The organism is Brenneria roseae subsp. roseae (assembly GCF_003115845.1).
Classification (GTDB): Bacteria; Pseudomonadota; Gammaproteobacteria; order Enterobacterales; family Enterobacteriaceae; genus Brenneria; species Brenneria roseae.
This window is the reverse complement of record NZ_KZ819042.1, coordinates 20,467-36,349: the sequence shown is the minus strand read 5'-3', so window position 1 is coordinate 36,349 and position 15,883 is coordinate 20,467. Positions and strand designations below refer to the sequence as shown.

Here is a 15,883-nt window from a genome sequence, read left to right as displayed (position 1 = left end):
TCACGCAGGGGGTCGCGGGTTCGAGTCCCGTCCGTTCCGCCACCCTATTTAGGGGCGTAGTTCAATTGGTAGAGCACCGGTCTCCAAAACCGGGTGTTGGGAGTTCGAGTCTCTCCGCCCCTGCCAGATAAAAACCCTTCACTTCATCGTGAAGGGTTTTTTTTCGTCCCTGTTTTCCCTTTCAATTTTCTCTTTTTACCCTCGCAGTCCTGCTTCGCAGCGAAAGACAGTATTTTTCTGATTAGTTTCTATATTTTTCTAACCTTATGTTTTTGAATGGTTAATTATGATTTTTTGCCCTGGGTGTTACAGGGTTAATTGGCTGTAAATATGCACAAAATAACCGTAATACCAGGTTGTGAGCTTGCTCATTCATCCCCCCAGACAATTGAACTAAAACTAATCAGTGTCGACGTACATGTAAAGAGGCTTTCTATCGTATGTACGATTGATAGCTCTGTATCCAGAAACTCTCAATATCACATCGGTAGCACTATCGCGATAAGGCATAGTTCTACGCTGTACCTGCAATCTGACTAAGTAGCTGTAAGACTACACAGAAGGAGTTAAATATGTACAGGCGTTTACTGGTAGCAATCGCCGTCAGTACGGTGTTATGCAGTGCCGTACAGGCAAAGCCATTTACCATTGGCTTTTCTCAAATAGGTTCTGAATCTGGCTGGCGTTCTGCCGAGACCAAAGTGTCAAAGCAGGAAGCGGAGAAACGTGGAATAACGTTAAAAATCGCTGATGCGCAGCAAAAGCAGGAAAATCAGATAAAAGCGGTTAGATCGTTTATTGCTCAGGGTGTTGATGCAATTTTTATTGCACCCGTAGTGGCTACTGGTTGGGCCCCTGTTTTGCAGGAAGTAAAAGAAGCGGAGATCCCGGTCTTTTTACTCGACAGAATGATTGATGTGAACGACCCATCACTCTACACCGCCGCAGTAGCGTCTGACAGCGTGTATGAAGGCAAGGTGGCGGGAGAATGGCTGGTAAAAGAGATGTCTGGCAAGCCTTGTAATGTTGTCGAATTACAGGGAACGGTCGGCGCAAGCGTGGCGATAAATCGAAAGAAAGGTTTTGCTGACGGTATCGCTTCGGCACCTCAGATAAAGATTATTCGTTCTCAGTCAGGAGATTTTACCCGTAGTAAGGGTAAAGAGGTCATGGAAAGCTTTATTAAGGCAGAGCAAAACGGAAAAAATATATGTGCGGTCTATGCGCATAACGATGATATGGCCATCGGTGCAATTCAAGCGATCAAGGAAGCAGGATTAAAACCGGGTTCACAAATAAAAGTCGTCTCTATTGATGGGGTTCCTGATATTTTCAAAGCCATGATGGATGGTGAAGCGAATGCTACCGTTGAATTAACGCCAAATATGGCTGGTCCTGCATTTGATGCATTCTTGGCAATGAAAAATGATGGGAAGCAACCGGAGAAATTTATTCAAACAGAATCAAGGTTATTATTACCTGACACAGCAAAACAAGAATATGAGACCAAAAAAGATCTTGGTTACTGATATTTTCTATGGCGGGCATCCTCGCTCGCCATAACGTTTATATAAATAATCATCCTGACATAGTAAGTTTCTGGATAGGTGAGATTGATGGAAACTGCACGGTTATTAGATATTCGAGGAATGAGTGTTGAGTTTCCGGGGGTGAAGGCGCTGGAAGAGGTCAACTTCACGCTTGATGGCGGCGAGATAGTCGCACTGTTGGGAGAAAACGGCGCAGGGAAATCCACTCTGATAAAAGCGCTTACCGGCGTTTATCGTCGTTCTGCCGGAGAAATCATTCTTGAAGGGGTTAATATTAATCCAACCAATACCGCACATGCGCAGTCATTGGGTATTGGTACGGTATATCAGGAGGTTAATCTATTACCTAATCTATCTGTTGCCGCGAATTTATTTATCGGCCGAGAACCAACCCAGTTTGGTATTGTCGATCAAAAAAGAATTATCAGTCAGGCCGAAAAACTACTGGTGAACTATGGACTGAATATTGATGTCAGTCAGCAACTAGGAAATTACTCTATTGCTATCCAGCAAATTGTTGCCATCGCCAGAGCAATAGATCTTTCTGCAAAAGTACTTATTCTGGATGAACCAACGGCGAGCCTGGACGCTAAAGAAGTGGATATGCTGTTGGATATATTAAGACAATTACGCGATCGGGGAATCGGCATGATATTTGTCACGCATTTTCTTGATCAGGTTTACCGCATTAGCGATCGAATTACCGTGTTACGTAATGGAAAACTGGTCGGTACTTTGCCGACCAGTGAATTACCGCGTATTGATTTAGTCCAGATGATGTTGGGGCACAGTTTTGATGAGAACTTACTGAAGCGTGGTGAGCGTAACCGGGTGACTCGTGACCCTATTGTGCAATTCAAACATTATGGGCGACGTGGTTTGATTAATGACTTCGAGCTTGCCGTTCATCCTGGAGAGATCGTAGGTTTGGCCGGGTTGCTCGGTTCGGGACGGACGGAAACGGCACAGCTTATTTTTGGCATCAAGACATCTGATGGTGGCGAAGCCTGGGTTGATGGTAAGCGCGTTCATATACGTACGCCGCGCAAAGCCAGTAAGCTGGGGTTTGGCTATTGTCCTGAGGATCGTAAAACCGATGGTATCGTCGGTGCGGCAACGGTGCGAGAGAACATCATTCTGGCACTTCAGGCACAGCGAGGTTGGCTGAAGCCTATTTCCCTGCGGGAACAAACCCGTATAGCCGAGCATTTTATCCAACTGCTTGGTATCCGTACTCCTGGCCCCGAGCAGGAGATTCAATATTTATCTGGCGGCAATCAGCAAAAGGTTTTGTTATCACGCTGGCTGGCGACAGAGCCTCGTTTTCTGATTCTGGACGAACCGACTCGCGGTATTGATGTTGGCGCGCATGCCGAAATCATTCGTCTGATAGAGAAACTGTGTGAACAAGGCATGGCCTTGTTAGTGATCTCTTCTGAGCTGGAGGAACTGACGGGTTATGCCGATCGCATTGTGGTTTTAAGGGACCGACAACATGTGACCCATCTTAATCACCACGAAATTTCCGTGGCAGCAGTTATGCAGGCGATAGCGGTGCAATAAGGAGTCGTAAATGACAGACAGTAAAGCCAAGCCTGTCAGGCAAGTTCGCTGGACATTCTCCAAGGGGATGCCGCAGCTTTTTGCCTTGATAGCAATCCTACTGATCGACAGTCTGGTCGCGCCCAATTTCTTTTCTTTGCACATACAGGATGGACGCCTGTTCGGTAGCTTAATTGATATTTTGAATCGAGGCGCTCCGGTGGCGCTATTAGCGTTGGGAATGACGTTGGTTATTGCGACGGGGGGGATTGATTTATCCGTCGGTGCGGTCATGGCCATTGCGGGTGCGACAGCTGCTACGCTCACCGCCGCAGGGCACCCACTTTATTTTGTGCTAGGCGCGGCTTTAGCCGCAGGAGCGTTATGTGGGTTGTGGAATGGCTTTCTGGTTGCGATTTTGCAAATTCAGCCGATCGTGGCGACGCTCATGCTTATGGTGGCGGGACGCGGCATCGCCCAACTGATTACTGAAGGGCAAATTATTACATTCGATAACGCAGGTCTGGCCAGGCTGGGCAGTGGCGCGCTGTTCTATATGCCGATGCCGGTTATCATTGCTTGCATGATGTTACTGCTGCTTTGGTTGCTGACACGTAAAAGTGCACTGGGATTATTCATTGAATCAGTTGGTATTAATCTGCGTTCTGCCCGTAACGCGGGCGTCAGTACCAAGCTGGTTTTGGTTGCTGTTTATGTGCTCTGTGGCCTTTGCGCTGCGGTGGCCGGCGTGATTGTAACGGCGGATATCCGGGGCGCTGATGCGAATAATGCAGGTCTCTGGCTGGAGCTGGATGCCATTCTGGCCGTGGTGATTGGTGGCGGTTCTCTGTTAGGGGGGCGCTTCAATTTACTGCTTTCTGTGGTTGGCGCACTCATTATTCAGAGTATGAATACGGGGATTTTGCTGTCTGGATACAAGCCTGAATTTAATCTGGTGTTGAAAGCGTTGGTCGTGCTGGCCGTTCTGATCATGCAATCACCACGTTTCTCGTTACACCCTATTTTCAGGAGGCTCGGATAATGCTGAAGCGAAATTTCCCCCTGCTGATGACGATTGTGGTGTTTATCGTTGGCTATATGTTCTGTATCAGTCAGTTTCCAGGGTTTGCCTCGACGCGGGTTTTCTTTGATTTGCTGACCGATAACGCGTTTTTGGGCATCGTGGCTGTTGGGATGACGTTTGTCATCCTGTCGGGCGGGATAGACCTGTCTGTGGGCTCCGTGATCGCATTTACCGGTGTATTGTTGGCTAAGTTGATAGGAACCTACGGTATTGATCCATTTGTTGCATTTGCTATCGCGCTGGTGATGGGGGCGATGTTTGGCGCTCTGATGGGATGGATTATTGATACGCTGAAATTACCGGCTTTTATCATCACGCTTGCGGGCATGTTCTTTATTCGCGGCATGAGTTTTATTGTATCGGAAGAATCGATACCCATCGATCACCCAATATACGCCCGACTGGCTAGTCTGGCATGGCGTATTCCTGGTGGCGGCCGGTTTACCTTTCTGGCATTGGTGATGCTGATGGTGGTATTGACCGGAATCGTGCTGGCGCATCGCACCCGGTTTGGCAACCGAGTCTACGCTATCGGCGGCAGTAGCTATTCTGCTGAACTGATGGGGGTGCCCGTCAGACGGACAACCATTTATATTTACATGTTGTCCAGTACGCTTGCCGTGCTCTCCGGTATTGTTTTTTCGCTTTATACGTCAGCGGGTTATGCTCTGGCCGCCAGTGGGGTTGAGCTGGATGCGATTGCGGCGGTGGTTATCGGCGGCACCTTGCTGACCGGGGGAGTTGGTACGGTATTGGGGACCTTATTTGGCGTGCTGATTCAGGGACTGATACAAACCTATATTACGTTTGACGGTACGCTGAGTTCATGGTGGACAAAAATCGTTATCGGGTTTCTACTGCTCGCTTTCATCGGATTGCAAAAAGCATTAAGCACGTTCTGGTTAGCCAGACGTGCCTAAGTGGCATGTTATCTATGCCGATATGACAATCGGCGTTTTAAGTAACTGTCGGATTAGAGCATGCTGATCGCTGTTTTGTAGCCAGACGGCATAAAACGGCCGTACTACGGGCGGCGTGTCGTTTATTGTTTTTAAATGGGGATAAATTTGTAGCCAGTGGCTGGGCAGGAAGGCGCAGCCACCCGTGGTCGCCAGCAACTGGCGGGTAAGATGCGCGGACGTGGTGGTAAGCACAGGAAGCTGATCGCTAGGCAACAGCCGACTTTCCTGCTGATGAAAATCGGCGCCCCATTCCAGCTTGATGTAAGGCAACTCCTGATTGCTCTCGTTTTCCGCGGACGTGAAGAGCGAGAGTGAAAAATTTCCCAACAGTTGGCTCGCCAACTCTTCCATTTTGGGCTGTTCCGTCGTGATTAAAAGATCCAACTGACGTTCATGAAGTTGTTTTACCAATGAGTGACGCAGTGCGATACGAGCTTCCAGCTGTAGTAAAGGCCGTTGCTGATAGAGTAACTGCAACCACGGCGTGAGATACGCCTCCCACAGCGAAGCGGTGGCGCCGACCGAGAGCAGGCTGTGCTGTTGCGAACGCGCGACCTCTTTTTTGGCAATCTGCCAGGTGCCGATCAGGCTTTCCGCATAGGGTAAAAGCCGCTCTCCCGCCGGAGTTAAGCGGATATTGTTACGGTGGCGGGTAAATAAATTTGCACCAAGCTGGGTCTCTAACTGACGAATACGGAAACTCACCGCTGACTGTGTCAGGTAAAGCGATTCTGCGGCGCGACCAAAGTGTCTTGTCCTGCTGACTTCCAGAAAGGTTTTTAGTAATTCGGTATCCACGCCCATCTCCAAAAAATTTTGTCGTAATGATTTAAATGTTTTGTTTTACACAATGTCAAGCCTATCTAATACTCCGCGCCATAAACAACACGACCATAGAAGAATCAGGAGCGTGTAAGATGGCGGAAAGCTTCTCTACCAATAATCGTTTTTTTGATAACAAGTTTTATCCACGTGGTTTTTCCCGGCACGGCGACTTTACTATTAAAGAAGCACAACTGTTGGAACGCCATGGTTATGCCTTTAACGAACTTGATCTGGGTAAACGTGAGCCCGTTACCGAGGAGGAGGCACAGTTTGTTGCGATGTGCCGTGGCGAACGTAAGGCTGAGACGGACATGGAGAAAATATGGTCCAAATATCTGGATCGTATCCGTCGTCCTAAGCGCTTCCACACGCTGTCCGGCGGTAAACCGCAAATGGACGCAGTTGAAGAATACACCGAAAGTGACGATTAGTAAGAAAGTGGGGCGATCGATAGCCCCATTTTTTACGATGGGCATTTTGCCCATCACTCTTCGGACTCTCCCGGAAATTTTTTATTTCTGGCCTTTAAACGTCAGCCGTTTTATCTGTACGTATCCTGAACGGTGCGGCAACGTTCATCCAAGATTCTTGTGTAGTTGTATTAGCAGGCGATCCATACATCGATAGCTGAGCGCTTCAGCAAGGTGTTTTTTCTGAATTTCGGCTTGGTTGGCGAGATCGGCAATGGTACGAGCGACTTTTAATATCCTGTGCCAGGCGCGTACTGATAACCCCAGCCTGCTCATGACTTCTTCCAGATAAGCGGCATCTTCCGCTTTCAATCGGCAGTATTTCTCGATCTCATTCGGTTTTAGTCGCGCATTGATTTTATTTGCACGCTGGATCTGTCTTTGTCTTGCGGCCAGTACGCGTTCCCTGACGGTGGCGCTGCTTTCTCCCTGAGCGCTTTGCCGGCGTAAGAGGCCGGGAGGCAGTAATGGCACTTCAATGGAGATATCGAAGCGATCCAGAAACGGGCCGGACAGCTTGCTGAGATAACGCAAGATTTGCTGTGCCGGCAGACGGTTATGTATCCCCTGATAGTGACCCGAAGGGCTTGGATTCATCGCGGCAACCAGCTGAACCCGGGCGGGATAGCAAACTTTGGCGCGGGTACGGGAAATAGTGATCTCGCCCGATTCCAGCGGTTCTCGTAGCGAGTCTAAAACCCGTCTCTCGAATTCAGGCAGTTCATCCAGAAATAAAACGCCATTATGGGCGAGAGAAATCTCTCCCGGCTTGGGTAGCGAGCCGCCACCGACGAGGGCCGTCATGGAGGCGCTGTGATGCGGGGCCCTGAATGGCCGGGAGCGCCAATGTTTCATGGTCGCATCAATATTGATCAAACTGTTTATCGCCGCGCTTTCCAGTGCCTCTTCATCGCTCAGGGGCGGCATCAGGTTGCCAAGCCGGCTGGCAAGCATGGTTTTTCCTGTGCCGGGAGGGCCGAGCAGCAGCAGATTGTGGCCGCCAGCGGCAGTGATTTCCAACGCCCGTTTTGCCTGTTCCTGACCAATAATATCTTTTAGATCCGGCATGTCGTCATCGGCTGCCATCTCCAGCGGAATATCACGGCTGCGGAGTAGGACCCCGTCGCCCTGAAAGAAAGCGCAAACCTGTAACAGGTGTTCGGCCATCAGCGCTTCTCCCTGGGGGATCAGCGCCATTTCCTGTTTATTGTCTTCAGGCAAAATCAATTGGCGCCCGGATTTTATCGCTTCCAACGCTGCCGGAATAGCGCCGTTTACGCCACGTAAGGTACCTGAGAGACCCAGCTCGCCAAGAAACTCATACTGGCTGAGTTTTGCCCCATCAATTTGTTCTGAGGCCGCCAGAATGGCCAGAGCAATAGGGAGATCGTAACGTCCTCCTTCCTTTGGCAGATCGGCGGGCGCGAGATTTACCGTTATCCGCTTGGCGGGAAACGTAAATCCGCAATTAATCAGCGCGCTGCGTACGCGATCGCGGGCCTCTTTGACGGTGGTTTCTGGCAAGCCAACCAGGGTTAATGCTGGTAGTCCGTTGCTGATGTGTACCTCGATGTACACACCTGGGGCCTGTACGCCTATCATCGCCCGTGTATAGGTAACCGCCAGTGACATGTGCTTTCCTCCTTGTGCATGGGTGGCATCATGCGTTATTACCATTCCAGCAGGGAGTGCGCCGTGATGAGTTTGCGAAGTTGCAGCGGGGAAGAATTTTTTCTCTTATGAGTTTGCTGTATTTGTTCGAGGCGGATCGCAATTTTCAATGATGAGTTAGCGGCTACCCGCAAATTTCCCGCGGTGGGGTGAAAATAAACGAATATCACTCTACGCTATGATTCGACTGTGTTTTTTAATGTTCTATCGCCGCCGTTTAAAATTAATAATGCAAAAAATTGTTGTCATCATATGTCTGACTGTGATAACTCTGTAGGCATTCGTTCGACAGCAGATTATTGAACAACCTATTTATGAAAGCCCTATTCCTAGTGATTAGCCTAGTCGTGATTAGCGTGGTGGTGATTATTATCCCACCGTGCGGGGCAGCACTTGGACGAAGAATGGCTTAAAAATCAAGCCCGAATTCAAGAAAAACCCCCGCACCGTAAGGTCGGGGGTTTTTTGTTGGGCGCAATAGTTAACGTAAAGGAACAGAACATGAACAGTAGCATAAAATTCTGTTATTCCCACAAGATGTCGGGGAAATAACTATGAATGGGGCTCAGTGGGTGGTACAAGCGTTGCGAACGCAGGGAGTGGAAACTGTCTTCGGTTATCCGGGGGGCGCAATAATGCCCGTCTATGATGCACTTTATGACGGCGGCGTAAAACATCTCCTGTGCCGTCATGAACAAGGCGCAGCAATGGCGGCAATTGGTTATGCCCGAGCAACAGGGAAAGTTGGCGTTTGTATTGCCACATCAGGTCCTGGCGCAACCAATTTGATCACCGGTCTGGCCGATGCTTTGCTGGATTCTGTTCCCGTTGTCGCTATCACGGGTCAGGTCGGTTCGGCGCTGATCGGTACGGATGCCTTTCAGGAGATCGACGTTTTAGGGCTGTCTCTGGCCTGTACCAAACACAGTTTCCTGGTTGAGTCGCTGGAGTCGTTGCCTGAGGTGATGGCCGAAGCGTTTGCGATTGCCTGTAGCGGCCGTCCCGGCCCGGTGCTGGTGGATATTCCTAAAGATATTCAGCTGGCCGTCGGGGATTTCACTCCGCATTTTGCCCCTGTCGACAACGATTTTGATTTCCCGGCTCAGGATATTGAGCTGGCGCGTGACATGCTGTCGCAGGCGAAAAAACCGATGCTGTACGCCGGCGGCGGCGTCGGTATGGCGCAGGCGGTTCCCGCCCTGCGTGAGTTTCTGGCCATCACCAATATGCCTTCGGTCGTCACGCTGAAAGGGCTGGGGAGTGTTGACGCCGGGCATCCCTGCTACCTGGGCATGATTGGCATGCATGGTACGAAAGCCGCTAACCTGATGGTGCAGCAGTGTGACCTGCTGATTGCCGTCGGGGCTCGTTTTGACGATCGCGTTACTGGCAAACTGAGCGCCTTTGCGCCTCATGCCAGGGTGATTCATCTGGATATCGATCCGGCTGAGCTGAGTAAGTTGCGCCAGGCTAATGTGGCGTTGCAGGGTGACCTGAAAGTGCTGTTGCCCGCGCTGCAACAATCGCTGAACATCGCCGAATGGCAACAGCAAGCTTCGATGATGAAGGCGGAATATCCATGGCGCTATGATCATCCGGGTCAGGCCATTTATGCGCCGGCCTTGCTGAAGGCAATCTCCGATCGTATGGACGCGGAAACCGTGGTGACGACGGATGTGGGCCAGCATCAGATGTGGGCGGCTCAGCATATGACATTCAGCCGGCCAGAAAACTTCATCACCTCCAGCGGGCTGGGCACCATGGGATTTGGCGTGCCTGCCGCCGTTGGCGCGCAGGTTGCCCGCCCGGAGGATACGGTAATCTGTATCTCGGGCGACGGCTCTTTTATGATGAATGTTCAGGAGCTGGGCACCATCAAGCGAAAACGCCTGCCGCTGAAAATCGTCTTGCTGGACAACCAACGATTAGGCATGGTGAGACAGTGGCAGCAGTTATTTTTTGATGAACGCTATAGTGAAACCGACCTCTCCGATAATCCTGATTTCCTGACGTTGGCAAGCGCTTTTGATATCCCCGGCCAACGTATCACCCGTAAAGACCAGATTGATGTTGCATTGGATGCCCTGTTCAACAGCGAAGGGCCATACTTGCTGCATGTCTCCATTGATGAATACGAAAATGTCTGGCCTCTCGTTCCGCCCGGTGCCGGTAATGAAACGATGTTGGATAAAACCGAGTAATGGCTGGCTAAAAACAGAATAAATGCTGGAGAAAAAAACAGAATGATACATCATCAACTTTCTATTCAGGCGCGCTTTCGTCCCGAAGTCCTGGAGCGTGTATTACGCGTTACCCGCCACCGCGGTTTTAAAGTCTGCGCCATGAACATGGTACACACGACGAATGACGAACAAATTAATATCGAACTGACCGTTGCCAGCCACCGTCCGGTAGATTTATTGTCGGCACAATTGAGTAAATTACTCGATATTTCCTATGTCGATATTCAACCAATGACAGCGACACAACAGATCAGTGCTTAACGTACAAAGTTACAAAGTAAGGAAAATAAAGAATGACCAAGAAAGCTGACTACATTTGGTTCAACGGTGAGATGGTTCCGTGGGCAGAGGCGAAGGTACACGTGATGTCGCACGCGCTGCATTATGGCACCTCCGTGTTTGAAGGCGTTCGTTGTTATGACTCGCACACAGGCCCGGTGGTGTTCCGCCACCGCGAGCATATGCAGCGTTTGCATGATTCGGCAAAAATCTATCGCATGCCGATGCAGCAAAGCATTGAAGAACTGATGGAAGCGTGCCGTGAAACGCTACGCAAGAATAATCTGACCAGTGCGTATATTCGTCCGCTGGTTTTCGTCGGTGATGTGGGCATGGGGGTGAACCCGCCTGATGGTTATAAAACGGATGTGATCATCGCTGCTTTCCCGTGGGGCGCTTATCTGGGCGAGGAAGCGCTGGAACAGGGGATTGATGCCATGGTGTCATCCTGGCATCGCGTCGCTGCAAACACGATCCCGACCGCAGCGAAAGCGGGCGGCAATTACCTTTCTTCGCTGCTGGTGGGGAGTGAAGCGCGCCGCCATGGCTACCAGGAAGGGATTGCGCTGGATGTGCATGGCTATGTGTCTGAAGGCGCGGGTGAAAACCTGTTTGAAGTCAAAGACGGCATTCTTTTTACGCCGCCGTTTACCTCTTCCGCTCTGCCAGGTATTACGCGTGACGCCATCATTAAACTGGCAAAAGATCTGGGCTTTGAAATCCGTGAACAAGTGCTGTCGCGCGAATCGCTTTATCTGGCCGATGAAGTGTTTATGTCCGGTACCGCCGCAGAAATCACGCCGGTCCGCAGCGTCGATGGTATTCAGGTGGGCATCGGTAAATGTGGCCCGGTCACGAAAAAATTGCAGCAGGCGTTCTTTGGCCTGTTTACCGGTGAGACAGAAGATAAATGGGGCTGGTTGGATCCGGTCAACCCCTAATTATAGATAGAATCAGGCGGTGGTTCGTTCCGCCATCGCCCATTAAGTTATTATTGGAGTAATAAGAGCATGCCTAAGTACCGTTCAGCCACAACCACCCACGGCCGTAATATGGCGGGTGCCCGAGCCTTGTGGCGAGCCACCGGGATGACCGACGACGATTTTGGTAAGCCCATTATCGCGGTGGTTAATTCATTCACCCAGTTTGTTCCCGGCCATGTGCATTTACGCGATTTGGGAAAACTGGTTGCCGAGCAGATTGAGGCATCCGGTGGTGTAGCGAAAGAATTCAATACGATAGCGGTTGATGATGGTATTGCCATGGGGCATGGCGGCATGCTCTATTCCCTGCCTTCCCGTGAATTGATCGCCGACTCGGTGGAATACATGGTGAATGCGCACTGCGCCGATGCGATGGTGTGTATTTCCAACTGCGACAAAATTACCCCGGGAATGCTGATGGCGTCGTTACGCCTGAACATTCCGGTTATTTTTGTCTCCGGCGGACCGATGGAAGCAGGGAAAACCAAACTGTCCGATCAGATCATCAAGCTGGATCTGGTTGATGCCATGATCCAGGGCGCTAATCCGAATGTCAGCGACGCCGACAGCGATCAGATTGAACGTTCCGCCTGTCCGACCTGCGGTTCCTGTTCCGGGATGTTTACCGCGAATTCCATGAACTGCCTGACCGAAGCGCTGGGGCTGTCTCAGCCGGGCAACGGGTCACTGCTGGCGACGCATACCGATCGTAAGGAACTGTTCCTGAATGCGGGTAAACGCATTGTCAATCTGGCGAAACGCTATTACGAGCAGGATGATGAGAGCGTGTTGCCGCGCAACATCGCCAATAAAGCCGCGTTTGAAAATGCCATGACGTTGGATATCGCCATGGGCGGATCCACCAATACGGTATTGCACCTGCTGGCCTCGGCGCAGGAGGGGGATGTCGATTTCACCATGACCGATATCGATCGTCTGTCTCGTCAGGTGCCGCATCTGTGTAAAGTCGCGCCGAGCACCCAGAAATATCATATGGAAGATGTTCACCGCGCTGGTGGGGTAATCGGTATTCTGGGCGAACTGGACAGAGCGGGTTTGCTGAACCGGGACGTGAATAACGTGCTGGGTAAAACCCTGTCGCAAACGCTGGAAGCCTATGACGTCATGTTGACGCAGGACGACAGCGTGAAAAGTATGTATGCCGCTGGTCCGGCGGGCATCCGTACCACCAAGGCGTTCTCGCAAAGCTGTCGTTGGGATTCGTTGGATACCGATCGTCAGGAAGGCTGTATTCGCTCCCGCGAGTTTGCCTACAGTCAGGACGGCGGTCTGGCCGTGCTGTACGGTAATCTGGCGGAAAACGGCTGTATCGTGAAAACGGCAGGCGTCGATAAAGGTAGCCTGGTGTTCCGCGGCCCGGCCAAAGTCTATGAAAGTCAGGACGATGCGGTTGAAGCGATTCTGGGTGGCAAGGTCGTCGCCGGTGATGTCGTGGTGATCCGCTACGAAGGGCCGAAAGGCGGTCCGGGCATGCAGGAGATGTTGTATCCGACCAGCTTCCTGAAGTCGATGGGATTAGGTAAGAGCTGTGCGCTGATTACGGATGGTCGTTTTTCCGGCGGGACCTCCGGTTTGTCCATCGGCCACGCCTCACCGGAAGCGGCAAGCGGCGGCACCATTGGTCTGGTTCAGAACGGTGACATGATCGCCATCGATATTCCGAATCGCAGCATTGTGCTGGATGTGGCCGACAGTGAGCTGACCAGCCGCCGCGAAGCGGAAGAGGCAAGGGGCGAACAGGCCTGGACGCCGCACAATCGTGACCGTCAGGTTTCTTTTGCGCTACGCGCTTACGCCAGTCTGGCGACCAGCGCCGATAAAGGCGCCGTACGTGATAAGAGTAAGCTGGGAGGCTGATTCTAATGGCAGTGTCACAACCACTTCCTTCCGCGCCGGGGGGCGCGGAGTACCTGCGGGCGATCCTGCGTTCGCCGGTCTATGAGGTCACACAGGTCACACCGCTGGAGAAAATGGATAAACTTTCTTCACGGCTGAATAACATCATTCTGGTCAAACGTGAAGACCGGCATGCGGTGCACAGCTTCAAGCTGCGTGGCGCTTACGCCATGATGGCCGGGCTAAGCGATGAGCAGCGGTCGCACGGTGTGGTGACGGCGTCGGCGGGTAACCATGCGCAGGGTGTAGCCCTGTCCTCCAGCAAGCTGGGCATCAAATCGTTGATCGTGATGCCAGTGGCGACCGCCGATATCAAGGTTGACGCCGTGCGCGGCTTCGGCGGCGAAGTGTTGCTGCACGGGGCCAACTTCGATGAAGCGAAAGCCAAAGCGATTGAGTTGTCACAGCAACAGCATATGACTTTCCTGCCGCCATTCGACCATCCGGCGGTGATTGCCGGGCAGGGCACCCTGGCGATGGAGTTATTGCAGCAGGATGCGCATCTGGATCGGGTCTTTGTGCCGGTCGGCGGCGGCGGTCTGGCGGCGGGCGTGGCGGTGCTGATCAAGCAGCTGATGCCGCAGATTCAGGTTATCGGCGTGGAAGCAGAAGATTCCGCCTGTCTGCGGGCGGCTCTGGACGCCGGACACCCTGTTGACCTGCCACGCGTGGGTCTGTTTGCTGAAGGCGTTGCCGTGAAGCGCATCGGTGATGAAACCTTCCGCTTATGCCAGGAATATCTGGACGATGTGATCACGGTTGATAGCGATGCTATTTGCGCGGCGGTTAAAGATCTGTTTGAAGATGTGCGTGCGATTGCGGAACCGTCCGGGGCGCTGGCGCTGGCGGGGATGAAGAAATACATTCAGCAGCACCGGATCCAGGGGGAACGTCTGGCGCATATCTTGTCCGGCGCCAATGTTAATTTCCACGGTCTGCGTTACGTTTCCGAACGTTGTGAACTGGGGGAACAGCGTGAAGCCTTACTGGCGGTCACCATTCCGGAGAAAAAAGGCAGTTTTCTGAAGTTCTGCCAATTGCTGGGCGGCCGTTCAGTCACCGAGTTCAACTACCGCTATGCCAATGCCAACGATGCCTGCATTTTTGTCGGTGTGCGCCTGACGCGTGGCTATGCCGAACGTGAGGAAATCATTGCCGAGCTGTCTGCGGGCGGTTATGAAGTCGTGGATCTGTCTGATGATGAAATGGCGAAGCTGCACGTGCGTTATATGGTTGGCGGACGTCCTTCGAAACCGTTGCAGGAGCGGCTCTATAGCTTTGAATTCCCTGAGTCGCCGGGCGCTTTGCTGAAATTTCTGCATACGCTGGGTACGCACTGGAATATCTCGCTTTTCCATTATCGTAGCCACGGTACGGATTTTGGCCGCGTATTGGCGGCGTTTGAACTGGACGAGCGCGATCCGGAGTTTGAGCAACATCTGCACGCGCTGGGCTATGAGTGCCATGATGAAACCAATAACCCGGCCTTTCGTTTCTTTCTGGCGGGCTAGGAATTGAATGTGTTCCAATAACGCACCCGGTGGTGTTTCACTGTCGGGCGCGTTATCTTTATGCCATCAGGCAGGAAACACGGATGGCAAATAATGATGGCGTCACACTTCAATGGGTTTTCTCAGCAAGGGCTGACATTTTTGCAGCAGGTCCGTCAGCACAATGATAAAGACTGGTTTGATGAACATCGTGGCATTTACGATGAGCAACTCGTTGCCCCTTTTCGGGCGTTGGTTGATGAACTTAGTCTGACCATGTTGCAGATTGACGATCATTTTGAAACTCGCCCGGCGATCGGTAAAACACTGTCCCGCATTCATCGTGACACGCGATTCTCCCACGATAAATCACGCTACCGCAGCCAGATGTGGCTGACGTTCAAGCGTACCCGTAAAGACTGGACGGATGCGCCGGTCTATTTTTTTGAGATTGCCCCGGACTTTTGGCGTTATGGTTTGGGTTATTACAGCGCAACGCGTAACACGATGGAATTGTTCCGCCAAACGGTGCGTGGTAACCCGCAGCAATTCCTTGAAGTCGCCAAATGCTTACAGGATAGGTTCGTACTGGAAGGGGAAAGTTATAAACGCCCGCTGATTAAAGACCTGTCGCCAGCGTTGGCCAACTGGTATAACCGTAAATCTTTCGCCGCTATTCACACCAGCCAGGATATGGAGCCGCTTTTCTCCGCTGATTTGGTCACGACGCTGGCGCAGGGATTTACCCAACTTGAGCCGCTTTATCACTACCTGATGAATATCGAGACCATGAAAAAAGCCGCTCAGGAAACGGAGGCGTCAGGATCGCATGCATTCTCTGCGGACAAATGGTTTGAACGCTAGAAA

At 51.6% G+C, this 15,883-nt stretch carries 14 protein-coding genes and 1 tRNA gene; 13 read left to right on the top strand and 2 right to left on the bottom strand.

Annotated features, from left to right (window positions below; all coding sequences use genetic code 11):
* Positions 1–50: 50 nt before the first annotated feature.
* From DDT52_RS20070 to yjfF, 5 genes are all read left to right on the top strand, one after another.
* Positions 51–126: transfer RNA gene (locus DDT52_RS20070), tRNA-Trp, on the top strand.
* A 446-nt stretch (positions 127–572) separates the two neighbouring features.
* Complete coding sequence (gene ytfQ / locus DDT52_RS20065; RefSeq protein WP_109491378.1) at positions 573–1,529, top strand: galactofuranose ABC transporter, galactofuranose-binding protein YtfQ; 957 nt, start codon at positions 573–575, stop codon at positions 1,527–1,529.
* Between the two features lie 87 nt (positions 1,530–1,616).
* Complete coding sequence (gene ytfR / locus DDT52_RS20060; protein ID WP_136157914.1) at positions 1,617–3,113, top strand: galactofuranose ABC transporter, ATP-binding protein YtfR; 1,497 nt, start codon at positions 1,617–1,619, stop codon at positions 3,111–3,113.
* A 10-nt stretch (positions 3,114–3,123) separates the two neighbouring features.
* Positions 3,124–4,134, top strand: coding sequence for a galactofuranose ABC transporter, ATP-binding protein YtfT (gene ytfT, locus DDT52_RS20055; protein WP_136157913.1), 1,011 nt, complete (start codon positions 3,124–3,126; stop codon positions 4,132–4,134).
* A complete protein-coding gene (gene yjfF / locus DDT52_RS20050) occupies positions 4,134–5,096 on the top strand; it encodes a galactofuranose ABC transporter, permease protein YjfF (protein ID WP_136157912.1) in 963 nt (320 codons plus the stop codon). Before ytfT ends, yjfF begins: the two co-directional genes overlap by 1 nt.
* 12 nt (positions 5,097–5,108) lie before the next feature.
* Here the strand turns inward: yjfF and hdfR are convergent, their stop codons facing one another.
* Positions 5,109–5,936: an HTH-type transcriptional regulator HdfR gene (gene hdfR / locus DDT52_RS20045; protein ID WP_136157911.1), complete on the bottom strand. Its 828-nt coding sequence runs from the start codon at positions 5,934–5,936 to the stop codon at positions 5,109–5,111.
* A 119-nt stretch (positions 5,937–6,055) separates the two neighbouring features.
* Here hdfR and DDT52_RS20040 point away from each other — a divergent pair, with 119 nt between their 5' ends.
* Complete coding sequence (locus tag DDT52_RS20040) at positions 6,056–6,394, top strand: MaoP family protein (protein WP_136157910.1); 339 nt, start codon at positions 6,056–6,058, stop codon at positions 6,392–6,394.
* Between the two features lie 144 nt (positions 6,395–6,538).
* Here the strand turns inward: DDT52_RS20040 and DDT52_RS20035 are convergent, their stop codons facing one another.
* Positions 6,539–8,065: a YifB family Mg chelatase-like AAA ATPase gene (locus tag DDT52_RS20035; protein ID WP_136157909.1), complete on the bottom strand. Its 1,527-nt coding sequence runs from the start codon at positions 8,063–8,065 to the stop codon at positions 6,539–6,541.
* A 353-nt stretch (positions 8,066–8,418) separates the two neighbouring features.
* Between DDT52_RS20035 and ilvL the strand changes: the two genes are divergently transcribed.
* From ilvL to DDT52_RS20000, 7 genes are all read left to right on the top strand, one after another.
* Entirely contained in the window at positions 8,419–8,517 is a 99-nt protein-coding gene (gene ilvL / locus DDT52_RS20030; RefSeq protein WP_072062072.1) for an ilv operon leader peptide, read from the top strand.
* Positions 8,518–8,658: 141 nt separating this feature from the next.
* Positions 8,659–10,305: an acetolactate synthase 2 catalytic subunit gene (ilvG, locus tag DDT52_RS20025; RefSeq protein ID WP_136157908.1), complete on the top strand. Its 1,647-nt coding sequence runs from the start codon at positions 8,659–8,661 to the stop codon at positions 10,303–10,305.
* Between the two features lie 42 nt (positions 10,306–10,347).
* Positions 10,348–10,608 carry an acetolactate synthase 2 small subunit gene (ilvM, locus tag DDT52_RS20020; protein WP_136157907.1) on the top strand — a complete coding sequence of 87 codons (261 nt, stop codon included), beginning with the start codon at positions 10,348–10,350 and terminating at the stop codon, positions 10,606–10,608.
* Between the two features lie 32 nt (positions 10,609–10,640).
* The gene (gene ilvE, locus DDT52_RS20015; RefSeq protein ID WP_136157906.1) at positions 10,641–11,567 is read left to right on the top strand and encodes a branched-chain-amino-acid transaminase; all 927 of its coding nucleotides are present in this window, start codon (positions 10,641–10,643) and stop codon (positions 11,565–11,567) included.
* A gap of 69 nt (positions 11,568–11,636) precedes the next feature.
* Entirely contained in the window at positions 11,637–13,487 is a 1,851-nt protein-coding gene (ilvD, locus tag DDT52_RS20010) for a dihydroxy-acid dehydratase (protein ID WP_136157905.1), read from the top strand.
* Between the two features lie 5 nt (positions 13,488–13,492).
* Positions 13,493–15,037 (top strand): threonine ammonia-lyase, biosynthetic, encoded by a 1,545-nt coding sequence (ilvA, locus tag DDT52_RS20005; RefSeq protein WP_136157904.1) that lies wholly within the window; start codon positions 13,493–13,495, stop codon positions 15,035–15,037.
* Positions 15,038–15,133: 96 nt separating this feature from the next.
* The gene (locus DDT52_RS20000) at positions 15,134–15,880 is read left to right on the top strand and encodes a DUF2461 domain-containing protein (RefSeq protein WP_136157918.1); all 747 of its coding nucleotides are present in this window, start codon (positions 15,134–15,136) and stop codon (positions 15,878–15,880) included.
* Positions 15,881–15,883 lie beyond the last annotated feature (3 nt).

Coding starts and splice junctions, on each gene's coding strand:
- ytfQ (WP_109491378.1), top strand. CDS start 573: ATGTACAGGCGTTTACTGGTAGCAATCGCCGTCAGTACGGTGTTATGC.
- ytfR (WP_136157914.1), top strand. CDS start 1,617: ATGGAAACTGCACGGTTATTAGATATTCGAGGAATGAGTGTTGAGTTT.
- ytfT (WP_136157913.1), top strand. CDS start 3,124: ATGACAGACAGTAAAGCCAAGCCTGTCAGGCAAGTTCGCTGGACATTC.
- yjfF (WP_136157912.1), top strand. CDS start 4,134: ATGCTGAAGCGAAATTTCCCCCTGCTGATGACGATTGTGGTGTTTATC.
- DDT52_RS20040 (WP_136157910.1), top strand. CDS start 6,056: ATGGCGGAAAGCTTCTCTACCAATAATCGTTTTTTTGATAACAAGTTT.
- DDT52_RS20035 (WP_136157909.1), bottom strand. CDS start 8,065: ATGTCACTGGCGGTTACCTATACACGGGCGATGATAGGCGTACAGGCC.
- ilvL (WP_072062072.1), top strand. CDS start 8,419: ATGAAAGCCCTATTCCTAGTGATTAGCCTAGTCGTGATTAGCGTGGTG.
- ilvG (WP_136157908.1), top strand. CDS start 8,659: ATGAATGGGGCTCAGTGGGTGGTACAAGCGTTGCGAACGCAGGGAGTG.
- ilvM (WP_136157907.1), top strand. CDS start 10,348: ATGATACATCATCAACTTTCTATTCAGGCGCGCTTTCGTCCCGAAGTC.
- ilvE (WP_136157906.1), top strand. CDS start 10,641: ATGACCAAGAAAGCTGACTACATTTGGTTCAACGGTGAGATGGTTCCG.
- ilvD (WP_136157905.1), top strand. CDS start 11,637: ATGCCTAAGTACCGTTCAGCCACAACCACCCACGGCCGTAATATGGCG.
- ilvA (WP_136157904.1), top strand. CDS start 13,493: ATGGCAGTGTCACAACCACTTCCTTCCGCGCCGGGGGGCGCGGAGTAC.
- DDT52_RS20000 (WP_136157918.1), top strand. CDS start 15,134: ATGGCGTCACACTTCAATGGGTTTTCTCAGCAAGGGCTGACATTTTTG.